The organism is Cupriavidus sp. MPR-AND1C, assembly GCF_058809705.1.
Genome location: NZ_JBXASU010000036.1, coordinates 1 through 19,565, shown reverse-complemented (window position 1 = coordinate 19,565; position 19,565 = coordinate 1). Strand labels below are relative to the sequence as shown.

The window sequence follows — 19,565 nt, the reverse complement described above, 5'->3', positions numbered from 1 at the left end:
AAGGCGGCGGTGGCTATCCCGGCGCGCGGCCCAGCAACCGCTTGCGCCAGGCATTCGGGGTTTCCTGCGTCCAGCGTTTGAACGCATGGCTGAACGCGCTCTGCTCCGAAAAACCGAGCAGCATGGCCAGCTGGGCGAGGCTGATGGCGGGGTCGGCAAGGTGGTGCTCGGCCTGCGCGCGGCGCACCCCGTCGACCAGCGCGGAGTAGTTCAGCCCCTGCGCCTGCAGCCGCCGCTGCAGCGTGCGCACCGGCAAGCGCAGGTGCGCTGCCACCGCCGCGATCGGCACCTCGCCCCGATGCAGCGCTGCGCTGATAAAGGCACGCGCCTGCGCGATCTCGCCAGCGCCGTCCGCCTCCAGCGCGCGCAGCTGGGCCTGGGCGATGCGCGTCATCTGTGTCTGCATTTGCGCATCGGCCTGCATCGAAGGGCGCGCCAGCAGTGCGCAATCGATGTGCATGGCGTGGCGGCCGGCGTTGAATGCCACCGGGCAGCCGAAGACCTGCGCGTAATCGCCAGCGTGGCCACCGGGTGGCGGCGCGTGGGGAAACTCGATGCGCTCGGCAAAGAAGCCCTCGCCCAGCAGCCAGCGGGAAAAGCAGATCCACGTGGCCATGTGCAGTTCGTGCGCGTGGCGCGACAGCGGGCCGTGCTGCGCCTCCCACGTCATCCACGCGCCCTGCGGCGTTTCATGCAGGCGGGTGCGGCCGATATCGTTGGCCAGCACCTCGTAGCGGATGCCCTGCAGGATGGCCTCGCGCACAGTGGGCGTGGTCAGCACCACGTAGCCCATCTCGGCATAGTGGCGCGGCCGGAACGCCGCGCCCGCGTGCAGGCCCGCCAGCGGATCGCCGGCGGCGCGCTCCAGCGCGTCGAGCAGCGTCAGGTAGTGCGCAACGCCGATGCGCGTGGCGGGGCCAGCCGCGCTGTCGAGCAAGGCGGGATCGAGCCCTGCGAGCACGAGCTGGTCGGCCGGCGTGATGCCGGCGACCTCGCCGTAGTCGAGCACGGTGCGCAGGTAGGGCAGCGACACGGTGCCGGGCGTCTGCACGCCATAAGCAGCGCTGGCGATGTCGGTGACAGCAGCGGCGGGGGGCGCCGCGTTGGCGCGTGGCATCAAATCACCTGTCATGCGGGATCAAGACCGGGGCCCGATCTTTATCCAAACTGCGGCGAGCGTCAATGCGGGGTATCGGCAACGCCGAATCGCAATGCCTGCGCGACGCCCGCGCAATGCACCCGCAAGCAGACGGATCAGCGCAAAAAAGGAGACACACCATGCACACCCCAGCCACCGAGCCGCCCGCGTGCGCGTTGTCGCGGCGCGGCTTTCTCAAGATTGGCTTTGGCTTGTCCGCCGCACTCGCATGCGCCAGCCTGGTCCCGGCATTGTCCGGCTGCTCGCCCGCGCACAAGCAACCCGCCACCGGCATGCGGTTCCTGCGCGACGGCGACGTGGCGTTGTTCACCGCCTTGCTGCCCGCCGTGGTGGCGGAGCTTGCCGAGCGCGAGCGCGGCCCGCGCGAGCTACAGCTCGGCCAGGCCGTGCGCAATGTCGACGCCACATGCGCCGCCATGGATGCCAACGCGCGCGCGGAACTGCGCAAGCTGCTCGACCTGCTCGCCATCGGGCCGTTGCGCTGGGCACTCGCCGGCGTGAGCCGGGACTGGAAGCAGACCGACACGCAGCAGGTGCGCCACTTTCTCGCACGTTGGCGCGCCAGCCGCTTCGCCACCTTGAATGCCGGCGCCGTGGTGCTGGTCAAGCTCAGCAGCGTGGGCTACTACCTGCTGCCGGCGGCGTGGGCGGGCAGCGGCTATCCCGGCCCCAATCCCACGGTCTTTCGTGCGCTGCACGCCTGAAATCCAATACGCGAGTCACTCATGGCCATTCCCGATATCTACAGTGCCGGCATCGCCGCCGGCTGGAACGTGGTGGACGGCGCCGCGCTGACCGCGCCGCTTTCGCTCGACGCCGACGTGGTCATTGCCGGCAGCGGCGCCGGCGGCGGCGTGGCCGCCGAGATCCTCAGCGAAGCCGGTCTGCGCGTGGTGCTGGTGGAGGAAGGTGCGCTGCGCACCTCCGACAGCTTCAAGGACATGGACGAGGGCCGCGCCTATCGCGAGCTGTACCAGGAGGGCGCGGCGCGCGCCACGTCCGATGGCGCCATCGCCATCCTGCAAGGGCGCTCGGTGGGCGGCAGCACGACGGTGAACTGGTCGTCGAGCTTTCGCACGCCAAGGCAAACGCTGGCGCACTGGGCCGCGCACCACGCGGTGAGCGGCCACAGCGCCGCGGACATGGCACCGTGGTTCGAGCGCATGGAGGCACGGCTGTCGGTGGCGCCGTGGGGCATGCCGCCGAACAACAACAACGATGTGCTCAAGCGCGGCTGCGACAAGCTGGGCTGGGAGTCGCACGTGATCCCGCGCAATGTGAAAGGCTGCTGGAACTCCGGCTATTGCGGGCTGGGCTGCCCGGTCAACGCCAAGCAATCGATGCTGGTCTCGACCATCCCCGCCGCGCTGGCCAAAGGCGCCACGCTGCTCCACCGCGTGCGGGTGCGCGCGCTGGAGCATGACGGCAAGACGGTCACCACGCTTGCCGGCGAAGCGCTGGGTGCCGATGGCCGCACGCCTTCGGGCATCGCGGTGACCGTGCGCGCGCGGCACTACGTGGCGGCCGGCGGCGCCATCAACACGCCGGCGCTGTTGCTGCGCTCGCGCGTGCCGGACCCCTATCAGCGGGTCGGCGTGCGCACCTTCATCCATCCGGTCAACCTGAGCGTGGCGGTGATGCCTGAACAGGTCGACCCGTACTACGGCGCGCCGCAATCGATCGCCTCCGATCACTTCCAGTGGAAGGATGGCGCCACCGGCGCGATGGGCTACAAGCTGGAAGTGCCGCCCTTGTTCCCCGGCATCAGCGCGGGCGTGTTCAATCAGGTGGGCGAGGCGCTGCGCGCCGACATGGCCGCGCTGCCGCATACCAACGCCATGCTGGCGCTGCTGCGCGATGGCTTTGTTGCACAGAGCGAAGGCGGGCGCGTGCGCCTTGCCGACGATGGCAGCCCGGTGCTCGACTACGACATCAGCGACTATGTCTGGGACGGCATGCGGCGCGCGTGGCTGAGCATGGCCGAGGCGCAGTTCGCCGCGGGCGCGCTGCGGGTGCGCCCGGCCCACCTGGACGCGCCGTACTACGACAGCTGGGCCCAAGCCAGGCAGGGTATCGCCACGCTGGCGCTGGCCAAGTTCCGCGCCGCGCTGTTTACCGCGCACCTGATGGGCGGCTGCGCCATGAGCGACGAGCCGCAGGGCGGGGTGGTCGACAGCCATGGCCGCCATCACCAGCTGGCCAACCTGTCGGTGCTGGACGGCTCCGTGTTTCCGACCAGCATAGGGGCGAATCCGCAACTGTCTGTTTTTGCACTCAGCGCGCAGAATGCCCAGGCGCTGGCAGGGCAGCTGGCCCGATGAGTGCCGCTCGCCGCTGCGCGCGGCGCCGGGCCTTGGCCCGCAGGGCCCGCCCCCCCTTTAGCAGGGAAGCAAAATCCGGCATGGCGCGCGCGGCATGCGGGCACAATCAAATCCGGTTAGAGGCAACGCTCCAAAAATGCACTTGTGAAACGCGCGCAGCGCTCGCTAGGCTCCGTACATCTGTTTCAAGCATCCGTTTGCCGTCAGAGCAGGGAGCTGCTGCAGTGTGTGGAGTTTTGCTGGGGTTGTACGGCATGACCATAAGAGAGACGCCCCCTATGAAGACCGGGAAAGGCACGGCAGGAGACACCAAGGCCCGCATTCTGGACGCCACCGAACGCTTGTTCATCGAGGTTGGCTACGAAGGCACCTCGCTACGGCAAGTGACATCGCGCGCGATCGTCAATCTGGCCGCGGTCAATTATCACTTCCGCAGTAAAGACATCATGATGCAGGCGGTCCTGGGCCGCCGGCTCGATCCGCTCAACACGCGCCGCCTGGCGCTGCTCGATGCCTGCGAGGCACGCTGGCCGGGCGCGCAGATCCGCTGCGAACACGTGATGGGTGCGCTCTTCGTGCCCGCGCTGCAAATGGCGCGCGAGCCCGAAGTGGGCGGCCCGTCGTTCCTGCGGCTGCTGGGGCGCGTGTATTCCGATACCTCGCCATTCATCCAGTCGTATCTGCTCAGCCATTACGCGCCGGTGTTCGGCCGCTTCTCCGATGCCTTCGCCCGCGCGCTGCCCGAGATCCCGCCGCAAGAACTGGGCTGGCGCCTGAACTTTGCGCTCAAGGCGCTGGCCGGTGTGCTGGCCGGCGACGAGCTTGGCAACCTGCTGCCGGCCTTCACGCAAGGCAAGGCGCTGAGCGACGCGCACGTGCTCGCCCAGTTGAGCGCGATGGTGGTGGCCGCGCTCAAGGCACCCGTGCCCGCCAGCCAGCAACTGTGCGCGCTGCAGGACGTGTTCCAGATCGGTGAGACCCAGCATGCCGAGGAGCATGCCGGGCAAGCCGCGCTCAGTGCGCTGGCGGCAGAACAGGCGCAACGCGCCGACACCCTTTCCGTTGCCGTGCGCAAGACACGCCGCGCGGCACGCAACGAGGGCGCGACACGCGCCGCCGTCACCAGCATGGCGGTACGCGGCGCGCGCGAGCACCCCATCGTCTTCCCGAGCAATCCGCTCGACGACTGGATGCGTACCCGCTCCAGAACCTAGACAGCCGGCGCGGGCCTGGCCGCCTCCAGGAACCCGAGTAGCGAGAGCCCCGCTTGCGCCAGGCATCCGGCCGTCCTTGGCCCGGCATTTCCGCAGCGATCCGCACTCAGGCATTCCGTTCTCAACGACACCACGCGTGCGCCCGGCGCACGCGGTGGACCGCCGTCGCCCGCGTTCTGCGCGCGGGCCGACGCCACAACAGGAGATCCGCATCGTGAAAGCCTTGTATTCCCATGCGCTTGGCGCACCCGCATCCGCATCTGCATCCGCATTGAGAAAACCATTGCCCTTGCTGCGCCATCTCGCAGCCGCCTTCGCCTTCATCTTCGCGCTCGCGTTGCCGGCGCTCGCACAACCGCAGCCACAGGGCCTCGCCGGCACCGCCTACGAGGGGCTCACGGCACAGCAGCAAGCCGCGCTGCTGTCCAGGCAGATCGCCAGCGGTGAACTGGCGAAGCTGCCCGACGAGCAACTGCTCGCGGCCATCAACGCGCTGCAGCCCGAGGCCGCGCTGCTGTGGGCCAGGACCGAGATGAACCGCTACCCCGAGTACGAGTACTGGATGACGCGCCAGGAGCGCCTCAACGGCCAGTGGCAAGACCAGCCCGCGCGCATGATGATCCGCTACCGCCACGCACCGCGCCAGCTCTATGCGAAGTGGCTGCCGGGCGGCAGCCAGGCTGGCCAGGAAATCATCTATGACGAGACGCAGCGCAAGGATGCGATGTACGGCCACCTCGGCGGCATGCTGGGCTTCACCTCGATGTGGATCGCGCTCGACGGCACCATCGCGCGCGCGCAGTCCAACCACACGGTGCGCGACCTGGGCTTCCAGTACGTGGTGTCGATGCTCGAGCGCGATGCCAGGTCGCTGCGCGCCGCCGGGCTCACGGAGAAGTTCACGCGCGCGGACATCGTGCAGGAGCAGGGCACGCGCATGGTCGCGCTCACCTGGGACCTGCCGGCCGGTGCGCCACGCTACTACGCCAAGCGCGTGCAGCTGATGCTGGACCTGAAGAACCCTTGGCCACGCGCGGAAACCGCCTGGGATGCCGAGGGCAACATGGTCGAGAAGATTGTCTTCGAAAAGGCGGTGCGCAAGACCTTCGACGCGAGCGCCTTCGATGCGAAAAACGGCGACTACAAGTTCTGATGTTGCATCACCGTGCCCGACAGGCAGCGCCGCGCGCGTTTGAATCCGCTTGCGCGAGCACACGCACAGCAGTTTGAACAAACGGCGCGAGCGCTTGCGCAGCGGTGGCGAGGGCACGGCGCGCCATGTTTGGAACGCGCACTCTATTGACGCTCGCTTGCCTCGGCAGCGAGAGTCGCTGCACCGAAAAGGACGATGCGTTGCCACGCATAGCGGCACGCAAGAGAAAAAAGCGGCACCACGCGCGACACAGCGCTTCAGGAGACAAGCATCATGCATCAGCATCCTTTGCAGCACCGGCAGGATCGGCAGCGTACGCCGTGGAGGAATCATCATGGGCAGCGGCTCCTGCGCTACGGCGCGGCGCTGCTTGGTGCCGCGATGGTTGCCGCGTGCGGCGGCGGAGGCGATGGTGGTGGCAGCGGCAGCGGCGGTGGCGGTTCTGCCGCGAGCACCAGCTCCGCCCCGGCCGTACCGGTGCGGCTGTGTCCCGCGGCGCTCGACTACACCACCACCTTCACCGGTGGCACCGGCTCTGGGGAACTGGTCAAGGTGCAGATCGACACCACCAGGAAGACCTGGCAAGTGACCTTCCTCGACTCCTCGGTGCCGCGCACCACGGGCACGGTCCTGCCGACCCGCAGCGACACCACCGGCGGCCAGAACGTGATGACGGGCACGCTGTCGCAGGAAACAGGCCTGCCCACCGACAAGCTCAACCAGTGCGCGTTCCAGCTCAATGGCGCGAGCCTGGACCCGAATCGCCCGGCGCGGCTGTTCGTTGGCGACGGCGTGGCGGGCGGCACCATTCCCGGTGCGCGCATCCAGTTCAATGGTGTCCTGGGTGCGGGCGCGGTGCCGGACACCACCTTCCCGTATTTCCAGTTCATCGGCTTCGCGCAGACCGAAACCGACCTCACCAAGATCGCCGGCCAGTACAACGGCTACGGCTTTCACGAGGTGCCGTCGAAGAACTTCCAGACGGTGGCGCAGGACTACCGCATGGCGCTGGCGGCCGACGGCTCGTTCCAGGTGTGCGACAACAAGACGGGCGGCACCTGCTCGCAAAAGGGCAAGAGCTTTGTGCCGCAGGCCAACGGCAGCCTGATGTCGGCCAACTACAAGGGTGAGATCGATCCGCCCACGCTCGGCGCCACGCTGGGCCGCGCATACCTGATCGTGGGCAAGCTGCGCGGCCAGCTGGTCCCGGTGATGATCCGGGTGGGCTACGCCAACGGCTCGCTCACCAACGGCATGGCACTGGGCGCCGACGACGAGATCGGCATCGGCATGATGGCGCCGGCCATCGCCGTGACGCAGGGCACGGTCAACGGCGAGTACGTCGGCGTGGACAGCAACTTCGACTACCGCACCACCGCGCTGGTGGCGGCGGACGCGGCCATGCTCGACCCGTTCCACCCGTCGGACGCCTCGCTCGCCACGGCGCTCAAGCTGGACTTCTCGCAGCAGCTGGCCGGCGTGGTCACCACCACACGCAAGGATGGCGCGGCGGGCAGCCCCACCGGCAAGTTCATCTTCACCGGCGGCGTGTTCGGTTTCCTCGAGTCGCGCAGCGCCGGCCCGTACTTCACCATCGGCGCCTTCGTGCAATGACGGCCATGCAATCCAACTTATCCCGGGAAGACAAGATGACGAAGAATGCCTTTCGTTTGGCAGCGCCATTGCTGATCGCCGCGCTCGCCTGGCTGGGCGGCATGCCCAGTGCCCATGCACAGAAAGCCGGCGACAACGTCGTCGCTGCCGGCTGGTTCCACATCAACACCAGCGGCAACAGCAGCCCGTTCACCACCAGCGTGATCGATGCGCCCATCAATGGCCCGCTGGGCTTGCCGTCGTCATTCACGGCGCCGGGCAGCAGCATCAGCACATCCAACGCGGACACGCTGGGGCTGACCTTCAGCCACTTCTTCACGGACCACATCGCGCTCACGGCGGTGGGCGGCATTCCGCCCAAGTTCAAGCTCTACGGCCACGGCAACCTGATCCCGCCGGGCCCGGCGGGCGCGCTGGGGCAGCAGCCGCTTGGCGACCCCGGCCTGAACCCGATCATCACCAGCGCACGCCAGTGGAGTCCGGCGACGATGGTGCAGTACCACTTCTTCGAGCCTACCGCGCGCGTGCGTCCTTTCCTTGGCATCGGTGTGTCGTACAACTTCTTCACCAACATCGAGCTCAACCCGGCGTTCGCCGCCTCGGTCAACAACAACCTGGGCGCCACGCTGGCCGCCGGCGCCGGCAAGCCTGGGCCGACTTCGGTGGAGGCCAAGGCGTCGAATTCGTTCGCGCCGGTGTTCAACATCGGCGGCTCCTTTGCGATCACGGATCAGTGGGGCCTGAGCGCATCGGTCACCTACATTCCGCTCAAGACGACGTCATCGATGATCATCAGGGCGTCCGACGGCACGGTGTTGTCCACCTCCAAGGCCACCATCAGCCCGAACCCGCTGATCATGTTCGTGGCGGCGACGTATAAATTCTGACGGGGTCAAAGCCGCTTGCGAGGACGAGGGCTGTCACTCCCTCTCTCACAACGAGTGGGAGAGGGGAGCAAACCAGCACTAGATCAAGGTATTCGAACTCTGACGGCCGGTACCGTCACGGTCTTGCGCACGGGGCTTGAGAGCACCAGCGATGTGGTCACCGAGCCGTGGGCCGCGAGCGTGTCGACCACGTGCTCCAGGTCGGCAGGATCGGCGATGGCGCAACGCACGATAAAGCAATGCGCACCGGTCACGCGATCGGCGCTCAGCACTTCGGGCATGCTCTCGAACAGCTTCACATATTTCTGGATATAGGCGTGCGTGGTCTCGATATGGATGATCGCCTGCAGGCCGACGCCCAGCGCGCGCAGGTTCACCCGCGCGCCGTAGCCTTCGATCACGCCCGCGTCCTCCAGCTTGCGCACGCGCTCGCTCATGGCCGGCTGCGACAAGCCAATGCGCTTGCCCAGCGCCGCCAGGCTCTGGCGGGCATCGGCCTGCAGCGCCTCCAGGATCAGTCGGTCTTTCTTGTCCAGCTCCATCCCAGTCTCCCATGGCACCTGTTGCGCGCCGCCGATGATTCATCGGTGCGCGGTGCCGATTTCCGATGCCTTGCCATTCATGGCGATGGCGTGTTGCGATTATGCTGGAACTCAGTGCGGCGCAATGCGCAGCCCGACATCCTTCCGGAGGCAATATGCAACTCATCGGCATGCTCGACTCACCCTATGTGCGCCGCGTGGCCATCTCGCTGCGGCTGCTGGACCTGCCATTCGAGCATCGGGCAGTCTCGGTGTTCAGCACGTTCGAGCAGTTTCGCGCGATCAATCCCGTGGTGAAGGCGCCCACCCTGGTTTGCGACAACGGCGTGGTGCTAATGGAGTCCGGCCTGATCCTGGACTACGCCGAGACGCTGGCCACGCGCAGCCTGATGCCCGCGCAGCCCGAGCCGCGCCAGCATGCCTTGCGCGTGATCGGCCTGGCGCTGGCGGCGTGCGAGAAGACGGTGCAGATCGTCTATGAGCGCAACCTGCGCCCGGCGGAAAAGCAGCATGAGCCGTGGATCGAGCGCGTACAGGGACAGTTGCATGCCGCCTGCGCGGCGCTGGAAACAGAACTGGCGGGGGCCGCGCTTGCCGCGGACGAGCGCTTGCTCACGCAGGCCGACGTAACCGCCGCCGTGGCGTGGAGCTTCATGCAGCTGATGCTGCCCGCCTGCGTCGAGGCGTCAGCGTATCCTGCGCTGGCGGCGTTCAGCGCCGCCGCCGAACGCCTTGCCGTGTTCAGGGACACGCCGCAGACCTGATCCACCGTCGCGCGCCAGCCGTGCTTAGTTCGCTAGAGCCTGGGCGAGCGCGCGCAGCAGGCCGGCGCCGTCGCCGCGCCAGGCGCTGCCATGCATGCAGGCCAGGGTGGTCGGCTGCAGCAGCGCCATGCGTTCCAGCATGGCGCCGGCGTTCGGCGTGTGGGAGAAGTAATCCATGCCGCGCCGGAATGCTTCGCTCGGCCCGAGGATGTCGGCTTCGGTCAGGGACGGGAGCTCGGCACCGCCCTGGCTGAACAAGTCGCCGCAGAGCAAGGTGCCGGTGCGCTCCTCCATCATGAGCCCGCACTCCCAGGCATGCGGTAAGTGCGGCGTATCGAACCAGCGCACGGTATGGTGGCCAAGCGGCACGGCTTGCCCGTCCGCCAGGCCCTGCGCGGGCCGGTCGGCCAGGTCGTTGACGGACACCATGGCGGCGACGGTGCCGCACAGCGGCGATGCGTGGGGCGCTGCCGCCAGCCATTCATTGAGCGAGCCGCACTCGTCGGCTTCCACGTGCGAAAAGGCAATATGGCGCAGCCGGGCCGGTGCGATCACGCTGGCCACGGCTTCATGCACCAGCGGGAACATCTTGCGCAGCCCCGTATGGAACAACAGCGGCTCGTCGTCGACGATCAGGTACTGGTTGAAGGAGAAGCCGCCCGGGCCCCCGTCGATGTGGACCGGGGTATTGATCCGATAGATCCCGTGCGCGATTTCGTGGACGTTGGTGCCCGACCGGGCGTTGGTGACGGTCATCGTTGTCTCCTGGAAATCGTCTGGGCGCGTGGACCCGGCCGGCGGCGCCGGCCTGCTTCATTCTAGTCACTGCAACGCCACAGGCATGGCACCTTTTGCTTGGCCGGGCTGCGCATCGGGCGCTCGAGCGCGCAAGATCGGGGGTGCCGGGACGGCTAGCCCGCTACGCGCGCAGGGCTTTCGCCATCTCGCTCGTGGCATGCCAGCCCAGCGCGACATACAGCGACCGGCCCATCTCGGTGGCGTGCAGGATCGCGTACTGCAGGTCGCGCCGGGCGAACTCGTCTTCCGCCAGCTGCATGAGGCGGCGCCCCAGCCCCTGCTTGCGATGCGTTGCCTCCACATACACGTTCAGCACGTAGCCACGCTTGTCCTGCATGGGATGGGCCGGATGCGGAGGCCAGTCGATCGCCATCAGGCCGATGCCACCCACCGGCTGGCCCTGGTCCACCAGCACGAAGCCGAAGTAGCTGCCATCGCGCAGGCGCGGCACAAGCCATGGCCGGAACTGCTGCGTCATGGCCTGCAGGACCTCCTCGCTGCGCCCGGCCTCGCGGAACATGGCCTCGCGATGACGGCAGACCAGCTCGACATCATCGGCACCAAGCGGGCGGATTTCCATGGCGGGCTTCCTTGGGGATTTGTGTGGATGGTGGGAGAAACATCTGCGCGGCGCACACCGCCATCCTAACGCAGTGCATTGCGATTCGGAGAAATTCCCGCCTGCGCCATGGCACCAAGCCGTGCAATGAAAAAAGCGAAGCGCTGTTGGCGCTTCGCTTCGAGGCCATCCGGGCAGGCCGCACCGGATGGCAGGACGAACCCTTCTGCCTTACTGCGTGGTCACTGCCGGCTTGACGTCCGCCGAGGCCACCGGACCGGTCTCGCTCAGGCCGCCGCCAAGCGACCGGTACAGGTCGATGGCATTGTTCAGGCGCAGTTGCCGCGCCTGGATCAGGGCCTGGTCGGCTGCGAACAGCTGACGCTGCGAGTCGAGCTGGTCCAGCTGGCTGGCCACGCCATTCCTGAAGCGCATCGTCGACAACTCGTAGCGCGCCGCTTCGGCATTGCGCACCTGCTCCTGGCTGGTCACCTGCTCTTCCAGCGTGCCGCGCGCCACCAGTGCATCCGCCACTTCCGCGAAGGCCGTCTGGATGGTCTTCTCGTAGTTGGCGATCTGGATGTTCTTGCGCACGTTGGTCAGGTCCAGGTTGGACAGGTTCCGGCCGTAGTCGAAGATCGGCAGCACCAGCTGCGGTGCGAACGACCACGCGCCGGTACCGGAGTCGAACAGGCTCGAGAAGGTCGGGCTGATCGCGCCAGCATTGGCGGTGAGCGTGATGCGCGGGAAGAACGCCGCGCGCGCCGCGCCGATATTGGCGTTGGCGGAGCGCAGCAACTGCTCGGCCTGGCGGATGTCGGGACGCTGCTCGAGCAGGTCCGACGGCAGTCCTGCCGGGATGTCGCTGATGATGCGCTCGTCCGACAGGCGCATCGGGGCGGGCAGGTTCTCGATGGTGCCAAGCGGCTTGCCCACCAGCACCTCAAGCGCGTTCTGCGCCTGCGCACGCTGGCGCGCCAGCTGCGCGGCGGAAACGCGCGCCTGCGCCACCAGCGATTCGTTGTCGCGCAGGTCCAGCGCCGACGTGGCGCCCGCATCGAAGCGTTGCTTGGCCAGGCTCAGCGTGTACTCGCGCGTCTTCAGCGTGTTCTGCGCGAGCTCGTATTGCTCGGCGAAGGAGCGCTCGGACAGGTAGGCCTGCGCGACTTCTGAGACCAGCGAGATCTGCGCGGAACGACGTGCTTCCTCGGTGGCGAAGTACTGCGACAGCGCCGCGTTGGACAGACTGCGCACGCGGCCGAAGAAGTCCAGCTCGAACGAAGTGACGCCGACGCCCGCCTGGAAGTACTGGGAGACGTAGGGCTTGCCGGTGGCCGACTGCATGGCGGGGGTACGCGAGCGGTTGAAACCGCCGGTGGCGTTCACCGTGGGCAGCAGATCGGCGCGCTGCACCTGGTACAGCGCGCGCGCTTCCTCAATGCGCAGCGCGGCGGTACGCAGGTCGCGATTGTTCTCCAGCGAAGTCGCGATGAGCACTTGCAGGCGCGGGTCGCGGAAGAACTCGCGCCAGCCGATCTCGCTCGCCCGGCGGGTTTCGCCGGTCTTCACTTCGGCGGCCGCGTAGCCTTCCGGCGCGGCCGGGAAGCTGGTGGCCACCGGCGGGGCAGGGCGTTCATAAACGGGTGCCAGTGTGCAACCCGAGAGGACGCCCGCCACCAGCAACAGCGTGGTCAGTGTCTTTGTCATGTCAGATTCCTTCCTTGGGTTCGAGCCCTTGCTCGTTCAGCATCTGCTCGCGCTTGCTGCCCTTGAAGCGGCTACGGATCACCACGAAGAACACCGGCACCAGGAAAATCGCCAGCACCGTGGCGGTGATCATGCCGCCGATCACGCTGGTACCAATGGCGCGCTGGCCACCCGAGCCCGCACCGCTGGCGATCGCCAGCGGCAGCACGCCCAGGATAAAGGCCATCGAGGTCATCAGGATCGGGCGGAACCGCAGGTGCACGGCCTCGAGCGTAGCGTCGATGACGCTGCGGCCCTGGGCCTGCAGATCCTTGGCGAATTCCACGATCAGGATGGCGTTCTTCGCCGACAGGCCGATCGTCGCGATCAGGCCCACCTTGAAGTACACGTCGTTGGGCATGCCGCGCAGGGTCACGCCGAGCAGCGCGCCGAGCACGCCGAGCGGCACCACCAGCAGCACCGCGACCGGGATCGACCAGCTCTCGTAGAGGGCGGCCAGGCACAGGAACACGATGATCAGCGACAGCGTGTACAGCATCGGCTCTTGCGAACCGGCCAGGCGCTCTTCATAAGACTGGCCCGACCACTCGAAGCCGAAGCCCGGCGGCAGCTTGGCAAAGTTGTCTTCCATGATCTTCATGGCTTCGCCGGTACTGCGTCCCGGAGCGGCCTGGCCAGCGATCTTCACCGCCGGCAAGCCGTTGTAACGCTCCAGGCGCGGCGAGCCCATGATCCACTTGGAAGTGGCAAAGGCAGCGAACGCGACCATGTCGCCGTTGCTGTTCTTCACGCGCAGCTTGGTCAGGTCGTCGGGCAGCTTGCGGTCGTTGCCTTCCGCCTGGGCGATCACCTTGCGCACACGGCCTTCGTAGATGAAGTCGTTGACGTAGGAAGAGCCGAACGCGATGGCCAGCGTCGAGTTGATATTAGCCACCGAAACACCCAGCGTGCGTGCCTTCTCGCGGTCGATGTCGATCTGCAGCTGCGGCGCGTCTTCCTGGCCTTCGGGGCGAACCCCCACCAGCGCAGGATTCTTCGCGGCCATGCCGAGCATCATGTTGCGCGCTTCCATCAGCTTGGCGTGACCCTGGCCGGTGCGGTCCTGCAGGCGGAAGTCGAAGCCCGAGGAGTTGCCCAGCTCGGAGATCGCCGGCGGGTTAAGCGGGAAGATGATGGCGTCCTTGATGAAGGACAGCGCACCAAACGCCCGGCCAACCAGTGCCTGCGCGGTCTCGTCCTTGCCGGTGCGATCCTTCCAGTCCTTCAGGCGCACGAACGCGATACCGCCGTTCTGGCCGCGGCCGAAGAAGGAAAAGCCCGCCACGGTGATCATCTGGTCCACCACCTTGGATTCCTTCTGCAGGTAGTAGTCCTCGATCTGCTTGAGCACGCCGATGGTACGTTCCTGGGTGGCGCCGTTGGGCAGCTGCACCACCGTGATCATGTAGCCCTGGTCTTCCTCGGGGAGGAAGGAGGAGGGCAGGCGCTTGAACAGCACCACCATGCCGACGACGATCAGGGCGTAGATGATCAGGTAGCGTCCGGCGCGCGCCAGGATGCGGCCCACCATGCTCTGGTAGCCGGTGGCGGCGCGCGCGAAGGTGCGGTTGAACCAGCCGAAGAAACCCTTCTTCTCGTGGTGGTGGCCAGCCTCGACCGGCTTGAGCAAGGTGGCGCACAGCGCCGGCGTGAGCGTCAAGGCCAGCAGCGCCGAGAACGCGATCGACGCGATCAGCGACAGCGAGAACTGGCGGTAGATGTTACCCACCGAGCCCGAGAAGAACGCCATCGGGATGAACACCGCGGTCAGCACCAGCGTAATGCCGACGATGGCGCCGGTGATCTGGCCCATGGCCTTGCGCGTGGCGTCGCGTGGCGAGAGTCCTTCCTCGCTCATGATCCGCTCGACGTTTTCCACCACCACGATCGCATCGTCCACCAGGATACCGATCGCCAGCACCATGCCGAACATCGTCAGCACGTTGATGGAGAAGCCGAAGGCCAGCAGCATGCCCGTGGTGCCCAGCAGGGCCACCGGCACCACCACCGTCGGGATGATGGTCGCGCGGATGTTCTGCAGGAACAGGTACATCACCAGGAACACCAGCACCACGGCTTCGACCAGGGTCTTGATCACTTCCTCGATCGAGATCTTGACGAAGGCCGACGTGTCGTAAGGCACGGTGTACTGGTAGTCGGCCGGGAAGAACTTGGAGAGCTCTTCCATCTTGGCGCGCACCGCGGTGGCGGTGGCCAGGGCGTTGCCGCTCGGGGCCAGCTTGATGGCGATGGCCGCCGACGCCTTGCCGTTGGTACGGGCCAGCGTGGAGTAGTCGGCGCCGCCGAGTTCGACGCGGCCGATGTCCTTGATGCGCACCGAGGAGCCGTCCGGGTTCGTGCGCAGCAGGATGTTGGCGAACTGCTCCGGCGTGGTGAGGCGGCTCTCGGTGGTGACGGTGGCGTTGAGCTCCGTGCCCTTGGGCGACGGCGTGCCACCCAGCTCGCCCACGGCGACCTGGACGTTCTGCTCCGAGATGGCGGCGGTGACGTCCTGCGGCGTGAGGTTGAAGCCGGTCAGCTTGGCCGGGTCCACCCAGATGCGCATGGCGTACTCGGTGCCGAACAGGTCGGCCTGGCCCACGCCCGGCACGCGGCGGATCGAATCGATCACGCTGGACGAGATGTAGTTGCCCAACTGGATGGCGTCGGCCTGCCCGGACTTGGACGTGACCGTCAGGAACATCATGTAGTTGTTCCCGGCCTTGTCCACGCGCACGCCCTGCTGGCGCACTTCCGCCGGCAGGCGCGCTTCCACGCGCTTGAGGCGGTTCTGCACCTCGACCGAGTTCAGGTCGATGTTGGAGCCCGGCTGGAAGGCGATCGTGATCGTCGACAGGCCGGTGGCTTCGCTGGTGGAGTTGTAGTAAAGCAGCCCGGGAATACCGTTGAGCTCTTGCTCGATCACCGTGGTGACCGAGTCTTCAAGCGTCTTGGCGGATGCGCCCGGATAGGTCGCCGTGACCGAGATCGTCGGCGGGGCGATGTTGGGGTACTGGGCGATCGGCAGTTGCACCACCGACAGCAAGCCCCCCAGCACGATGATCAGCGCGAGCACCCACGCGAACACCGGCCGGTCAATAAAAAACTTGGCCATAGCACTGGCTCCCTTCGAATTGCGCTGTGATTAGCCCTGCTTGGCGTCGGCCTTGTCAGCGGCCACCGCGGCAGGAGCCGAGGCTCCGCTGGCGACGGGCTGCGCGTCGGGAGCCGAGGCGGCGGCGGTCTTCGAGACAAACGGCACGGCCTTGGCGGGCGCGCCGACCTTGACCTTCTGCAAGCCCTCGACGATCACCTTCTCGCCACCCTTGAGGCCCTCGGTGACGATCCAGCTCTCGCCGATGGCCTGGGGCGCCTTGACCGGCACTGCCGCGACGTTGCCGTCGCTGCCCACCACCATCACCGATGCGCCTTGCGCATTGCGGATCAGCGCGCGTTGCGGCACGGTCAGCGCGTTTTCGTCCACGCCCTGCTCGATCTTGACGCGCACGAAGGTGCCCGACAGCAGCTCGCGCTTGGCGTTGGGGAACTGCGCGCGCAGCGTGATGGCGCCGGTGGTCGGGTCAACCGTCATGTCCGAGAACAGCAGCTTGCCGGTTTGCTCGTACTCGCGGCCGTCCTCGATGAACAGATGGACGCGGGCGCCACCGTCGACGCCCTTGACCTTGCCGCTCTCGATGGCGCGGCGCAGCTTCATCACTTCGCTCGCGGGCTGGGTGAAAGTCACCCGGATCGGGTCGACCTGCTCGACCGTGGTCAGCTTGGTGGCTTCGCCGCTGCCGACCAGCGCGCCTTCGGTCACCAGCGCGCGGCCCACGCGGCCGCTGATGGGCGCGGTGACGGCGGTGTAGCCGAGGTTGATCTGGGCGGTGCTAACGGCAGCCTTGGCCGAGGCGATATCGGCGGTGGCCTGGCCCGCGGCCGCCACGGCTTCGTCGTATTCCTGCTTGCTCACCGCATTGACGGCGACCAGCGGCTTGTAGCGCTCGGCCTTCTGGCGGGCTGCCACGGCGTTGGCTTCGGCGCGGGCAAGGCTGGCCTTGGCCGACTCGAGTTGTGCCTGGTAGGGCGCCGGGTCGATCTTGAACAGCAACTGGCCTGCCTTGACCTCGCCGCCTTCCGTGTAGTTGCGGGACAGCACGATGCCGGAAACCCGCGCCCGTACTTCGGCGGTGCGCACGCCTTCGAGGCGGCCCGGCAGTTCATTGATAACAGAAACGGTCGTAGGCGTGACGGTAACGACACCCACTTCCGGCGGCGGCATGGCGCCGCCCTGCGGCTTCTTTTCGCCGCAGGCGGACAGCGCAAGCGCCGACAACACGGCAGCGGCAACGCAAGTGATACGTTGGGACTTCCTCATCGATAACCCCATGATGGCAATTTGAGATCGGCCGCATGCGCTCCCGGTGTCGTATCCGGATACGGCGCGGCCCACCGCTGGCAGATGGCACAGAGGCGGGCAAAAAGAGTAATGCTAGCCACAATTTGCAACGCTGACGTGGCACATGCGACGAAAGGTTGCAAATTAGTAACGACATGCCGACATGGCAGCGTGAACCGTGCAGAGGTGCGCGCCGCCGTCTGCCAGCCCATCACGCCGATGGGCTGGCCGAAAGTCAGGCGAACGCGTATTATATATACATTCAAGCATGTATGTAAGAACTTGTTGCAACGCGGCGATGGCCGCTCTATATAAACCACGTCCTAACGCGCCAGCGTGGCGCGCAAAGTGCAAGGCGGGCTTCACCGCCAGCACTCAGGGAGACAAAACCAGACCGGTCCTTCGTGGCCGGCAGCAGAGAACATCATGGTCCGACGCACCAAGGAAGAGGCGCTTGAAACACGCCATCGCATTCTCGACGCGGCCGAGGCGGTTTTTCACGCCCGTGGCGTTGCCCGCCCCTCGCTAGCCGATATTGCGGAGGCGGCCGGCGTGACGCGCGGCGCCATCTACTGGCATTTCAAGAACAAGAGCGATGTCTTCGCCGCGATGTCCGACCGCGTCCACCTGCCGCTAGAGGCCCTGTGCGAGCCGGGACGCATCGCCAGCCAGGAAGACCCGCTTGGCAGCATCCGCGACATCTGCGCCTTTGTGATGCGCCAGACCGTGGAAAACCCGCAGTGGCGGCGCGTGTTCGAGATCGTTTTCCACAAGTGCGAGATGGTGGCGGACAACGGCGCCATCTTCGAGCGGCAGCGCCAGTCGCACCAGGAGGGCACGGTGAAGATGCGCGAGCACCTGCGCATGGCTGTCGACCGCGGGCAATTGCCGGCCGACCTCGACCTGGACCTGGCCGTCAATGTGTTCCACGCCTCGATTGGCGGCATGCTGTCGCACTGGCTGTTCGCCCCCGAGGATTTCGATCTCGAGACCAATGCCGAGCGGGTGGCCGATGCCTTCATCGACACCCTCAAGTTCTCGCCGGCCTTGCGCCAGGGCTATGTGGCGCGTCCCGTGCCCAAGCTGGAGGAAGAAGTTGCCTCGATGTGCCAGGAAGCCAAGAAGAAGGCCGAGACCGGGCAGGCTGCGCAAGCACTCGCCACCAAAGCGCTGCCCGGCTGATCTCGCCGCGGGCGGCGCGCGAGCCGCTCAGCCGCGCACGGCCTCGCGCCAGCGCGCCAGGAAATTGCGCTTGCGCAGCGTGTCCTGCGCTGCCAGCAGGCCGGGGCCGACGCTGATCGGCTTGAGCGCGTAGCCCAGCCGCTCCGACAGCGCCGCGGCGGTGTGCTCGCTGTCGGTGTCGGTGCGGATCGTGTAGAGCTGCGAGGCGCTCTGCCCCAGCAACGTCTGGCCCGCCCGCGAGAGCAGGAAATCCAGCCATAGCCGGGACGCGTTGGGATGCGGCGCGCGGCGCGCGATGAAGGCCACGCGCGACATCACCAGCGTGTAGTCGCGCGGCGCGATGACATCGATCTGCGCCCCGCGCTCCATCAGCGACAACGCGTACGAACCCAGCAGGTTGTAGCCCAGCACGAATTCGCCGGAGGCGATGCGCTCGATCATGCTCGCGGTGGACGCGGACAACTGCACGCCGCAGCGCCCCAGCGCCTGGGCCAGATACCAGAACTCCCCCCCCATGCGCGCGTCCTGCTGCGCCAGCAGGTAACCCACCCCGGACTTTTCCACATCGTAGGTCACCACCCGCTGGCGCCAGCGCGGCGTGTTTTCCTGCAGCAGGCGCGCCAGTCCGGTGCGGCTGCGCGGCGTGCGCATGCCGGCAAAATGGCGCCGGTTGTAGACGATCACGGCGGGCTCGAAGGTGGTGCCCCAGGCTTCGTCACGCCAGGCGGCCCACGCCGGCAGGCCGGCCCGCTCGGGCGAGGGGTAGCGCAGGGCATGGCCATCGTTGACGAGCTTGATCTGCAGGTCCATTGCCGTGCTCCACAGCACATCGGCGTAGTCGGGGCCGCCCACCTGGCCCGCGCCCAGCGCGGCGCTCTCGGCCAGGAAGCGGCCGTTGAGCTCCAGCGTGTTGAGGTCCTGATAGCGCACCTTGATGCCAGGGTAGCGTGCCTCGAACGCGGCCAGCAGCGGCCGCGCGATCTCCACGTCGGTGGAGGCATGCACGTTGACCGAGCCTTCCTGCACGCCCCGCGCGATGATCTCGGCGTAGCTTGCCGGATAGCCCGCCGGCACCGGCGGCAAGGCCTGGGCACCCACGCCATGGCTCAGCCCCGCCAGCGTGGCCGCGGCGGCGCCGGCCAGGACACGCCGCCGGTGCCAGCTTGCTGGTGGTTCGGCAACCATGGGGGCAGGCGTGAAAGGCAAGGGAAAGGGCAAGGGGGACGG

At 67.1% G+C, this 19,565-nt stretch carries 16 protein-coding genes; 8 read left to right on the top strand and 8 right to left on the bottom strand.

Features of this window, described 5'->3' with window-relative positions:
* Positions 1-13: 13 nt before the first annotated feature.
* Positions 14-1,117: an AraC family transcriptional regulator gene (locus AC1RWI_RS19780; protein ID WP_492868173.1), complete on the bottom strand. Its 1,104-nt coding sequence runs from the start codon at positions 1,115-1,117 to the stop codon at positions 14-16.
* Positions 1,118-1,278: 161 nt separating this feature from the next.
* Between AC1RWI_RS19780 and AC1RWI_RS19775 the strand changes: the two genes are divergently transcribed.
* From AC1RWI_RS19775 to AC1RWI_RS19750, 6 genes are all read left to right on the top strand, one after another.
* On the top strand, positions 1,279-1,863 hold the full coding sequence (locus AC1RWI_RS19775) for a hypothetical protein (RefSeq protein ID WP_492868171.1): 585 nt from the start codon (positions 1,279-1,281) through the stop codon (positions 1,861-1,863).
* Positions 1,864-1,884: 21 nt separating this feature from the next.
* Positions 1,885-3,480, top strand: coding sequence for a GMC family oxidoreductase (locus tag AC1RWI_RS19770; RefSeq protein ID WP_492868169.1), 1,596 nt, complete (start codon positions 1,885-1,887; stop codon positions 3,478-3,480).
* A gap of 278 nt (positions 3,481-3,758) precedes the next feature.
* Positions 3,759-4,694: a TetR/AcrR family transcriptional regulator gene (locus AC1RWI_RS19765; RefSeq protein WP_043351025.1), complete on the top strand. Its 936-nt coding sequence runs from the start codon at positions 3,759-3,761 to the stop codon at positions 4,692-4,694.
* 283 nt (positions 4,695-4,977) lie between these two features.
* Entirely contained in the window at positions 4,978-5,847 is an 870-nt protein-coding gene (locus AC1RWI_RS19760) for a DUF1571 domain-containing protein (RefSeq protein WP_492868239.1), read from the top strand.
* 381 nt (positions 5,848-6,228) lie between these two features.
* Positions 6,229-7,461: a DUF2957 domain-containing protein gene (locus AC1RWI_RS19755; protein ID WP_173430721.1), complete on the top strand. Its 1,233-nt coding sequence runs from the start codon at positions 6,229-6,231 to the stop codon at positions 7,459-7,461.
* Positions 7,462-7,496: 35 nt separating this feature from the next.
* A complete protein-coding gene (locus tag AC1RWI_RS19750) occupies positions 7,497-8,348 on the top strand; it encodes an OmpW/AlkL family protein (protein ID WP_043351021.1) in 852 nt (283 codons plus the stop codon).
* Positions 8,349-8,431: 83 nt separating this feature from the next.
* On the opposite strand, the gene AC1RWI_RS19745 is transcribed toward AC1RWI_RS19750, so the two are convergent.
* The gene (locus AC1RWI_RS19745; protein ID WP_043351018.1) at positions 8,432-8,890 is read right to left on the bottom strand and encodes an Lrp/AsnC family transcriptional regulator; all 459 of its coding nucleotides are present in this window, start codon (positions 8,888-8,890) and stop codon (positions 8,432-8,434) included.
* Between the two features lie 155 nt (positions 8,891-9,045).
* On the opposite strand from AC1RWI_RS19745, the gene AC1RWI_RS19740 reads away from it, so the two are divergent.
* Positions 9,046-9,654, top strand: a complete 609-nt coding sequence (locus AC1RWI_RS19740; RefSeq protein ID WP_492868166.1) for a glutathione S-transferase family protein — start codon at positions 9,046-9,048, stop codon at positions 9,652-9,654.
* A gap of 24 nt (positions 9,655-9,678) precedes the next feature.
* On the opposite strand, the gene AC1RWI_RS19735 is transcribed toward AC1RWI_RS19740, so the two are convergent.
* The 5 genes from AC1RWI_RS19735 to AC1RWI_RS19715 form a co-directional block, all read right to left on the bottom strand.
* Positions 9,679-10,410, bottom strand: a complete 732-nt coding sequence (locus tag AC1RWI_RS19735; RefSeq protein ID WP_043351011.1) for an MBL fold metallo-hydrolase — start codon at positions 10,408-10,410, stop codon at positions 9,679-9,681.
* Between the two features lie 163 nt (positions 10,411-10,573).
* Positions 10,574-11,032: a GNAT family N-acetyltransferase gene (locus AC1RWI_RS19730; protein ID WP_043351007.1), complete on the bottom strand. Its 459-nt coding sequence runs from the start codon at positions 11,030-11,032 to the stop codon at positions 10,574-10,576.
* A gap of 210 nt (positions 11,033-11,242) precedes the next feature.
* Positions 11,243-12,718, bottom strand: a complete 1,476-nt coding sequence (locus AC1RWI_RS19725; protein WP_043351004.1) for an efflux transporter outer membrane subunit — start codon at positions 12,716-12,718, stop codon at positions 11,243-11,245.
* Position 12,719: 1 nt separating this feature from the next.
* Positions 12,720-15,872, bottom strand: a complete 3,153-nt coding sequence (locus AC1RWI_RS19720; protein WP_492868163.1) for an efflux RND transporter permease subunit — start codon at positions 15,870-15,872, stop codon at positions 12,720-12,722.
* A gap of 30 nt (positions 15,873-15,902) precedes the next feature.
* Entirely contained in the window at positions 15,903-17,135 is a 1,233-nt protein-coding gene (locus AC1RWI_RS19715) for an efflux RND transporter periplasmic adaptor subunit (RefSeq protein WP_043350998.1), read from the bottom strand.
* A gap of 447 nt (positions 17,136-17,582) precedes the next feature.
* Between AC1RWI_RS19715 and AC1RWI_RS19710 the strand changes: the two genes are divergently transcribed.
* Positions 17,583-18,338 (top strand): TetR family transcriptional regulator, encoded by a 756-nt coding sequence (locus AC1RWI_RS19710; protein ID WP_043350997.1) that lies wholly within the window; start codon positions 17,583-17,585, stop codon positions 18,336-18,338.
* Positions 18,339-18,365: 27 nt separating this feature from the next.
* Here AC1RWI_RS19710 and AC1RWI_RS19705 read toward each other — a convergent pair whose 3' ends face one another.
* On the bottom strand, positions 18,366-19,523 hold the full coding sequence (locus AC1RWI_RS19705; protein ID WP_236701944.1) for an ABC transporter substrate-binding protein: 1,158 nt from the start codon (positions 19,521-19,523) through the stop codon (positions 18,366-18,368).
* Positions 19,524-19,565 lie beyond the last annotated feature (42 nt).

Coding starts and splice junctions, on each gene's coding strand:
- AC1RWI_RS19780 (WP_492868173.1), bottom strand. CDS start 1,117: ATGCCACGCGCCAACGCGGCGCCCCCCGCCGCTGCTGTCACCGACATC.
- AC1RWI_RS19775 (WP_492868171.1), top strand. CDS start 1,279: ATGCACACCCCAGCCACCGAGCCGCCCGCGTGCGCGTTGTCGCGGCGC.
- AC1RWI_RS19770 (WP_492868169.1), top strand. CDS start 1,885: ATGGCCATTCCCGATATCTACAGTGCCGGCATCGCCGCCGGCTGGAAC.
- AC1RWI_RS19765 (WP_043351025.1), top strand. CDS start 3,759: ATGAAGACCGGGAAAGGCACGGCAGGAGACACCAAGGCCCGCATTCTG.
- AC1RWI_RS19755 (WP_173430721.1), top strand. CDS start 6,229: ATGGTTGCCGCGTGCGGCGGCGGAGGCGATGGTGGTGGCAGCGGCAGC.
- AC1RWI_RS19750 (WP_043351021.1), top strand. CDS start 7,497: ATGACGAAGAATGCCTTTCGTTTGGCAGCGCCATTGCTGATCGCCGCG.
- AC1RWI_RS19745 (WP_043351018.1), bottom strand. CDS start 8,890: ATGGAGCTGGACAAGAAAGACCGACTGATCCTGGAGGCGCTGCAGGCC.
- AC1RWI_RS19740 (WP_492868166.1), top strand. CDS start 9,046: ATGCAACTCATCGGCATGCTCGACTCACCCTATGTGCGCCGCGTGGCC.
- AC1RWI_RS19735 (WP_043351011.1), bottom strand. CDS start 10,410: ATGACCGTCACCAACGCCCGGTCGGGCACCAACGTCCACGAAATCGCG.
- AC1RWI_RS19730 (WP_043351007.1), bottom strand. CDS start 11,032: ATGGAAATCCGCCCGCTTGGTGCCGATGATGTCGAGCTGGTCTGCCGT.
- AC1RWI_RS19725 (WP_043351004.1), bottom strand. CDS start 12,718: ATGACAAAGACACTGACCACGCTGTTGCTGGTGGCGGGCGTCCTCTCG.
- AC1RWI_RS19720 (WP_492868163.1), bottom strand. CDS start 15,872: ATGGCCAAGTTTTTTATTGACCGGCCGGTGTTCGCGTGGGTGCTCGCG.
- AC1RWI_RS19715 (WP_043350998.1), bottom strand. CDS start 17,135: ATGAGGAAGTCCCAACGTATCACTTGCGTTGCCGCTGCCGTGTTGTCG.
- AC1RWI_RS19710 (WP_043350997.1), top strand. CDS start 17,583: ATGGTCCGACGCACCAAGGAAGAGGCGCTTGAAACACGCCATCGCATT.
- AC1RWI_RS19705 (WP_236701944.1), bottom strand. CDS start 19,523: ATGGTTGCCGAACCACCAGCAAGCTGGCACCGGCGGCGTGTCCTGGCC.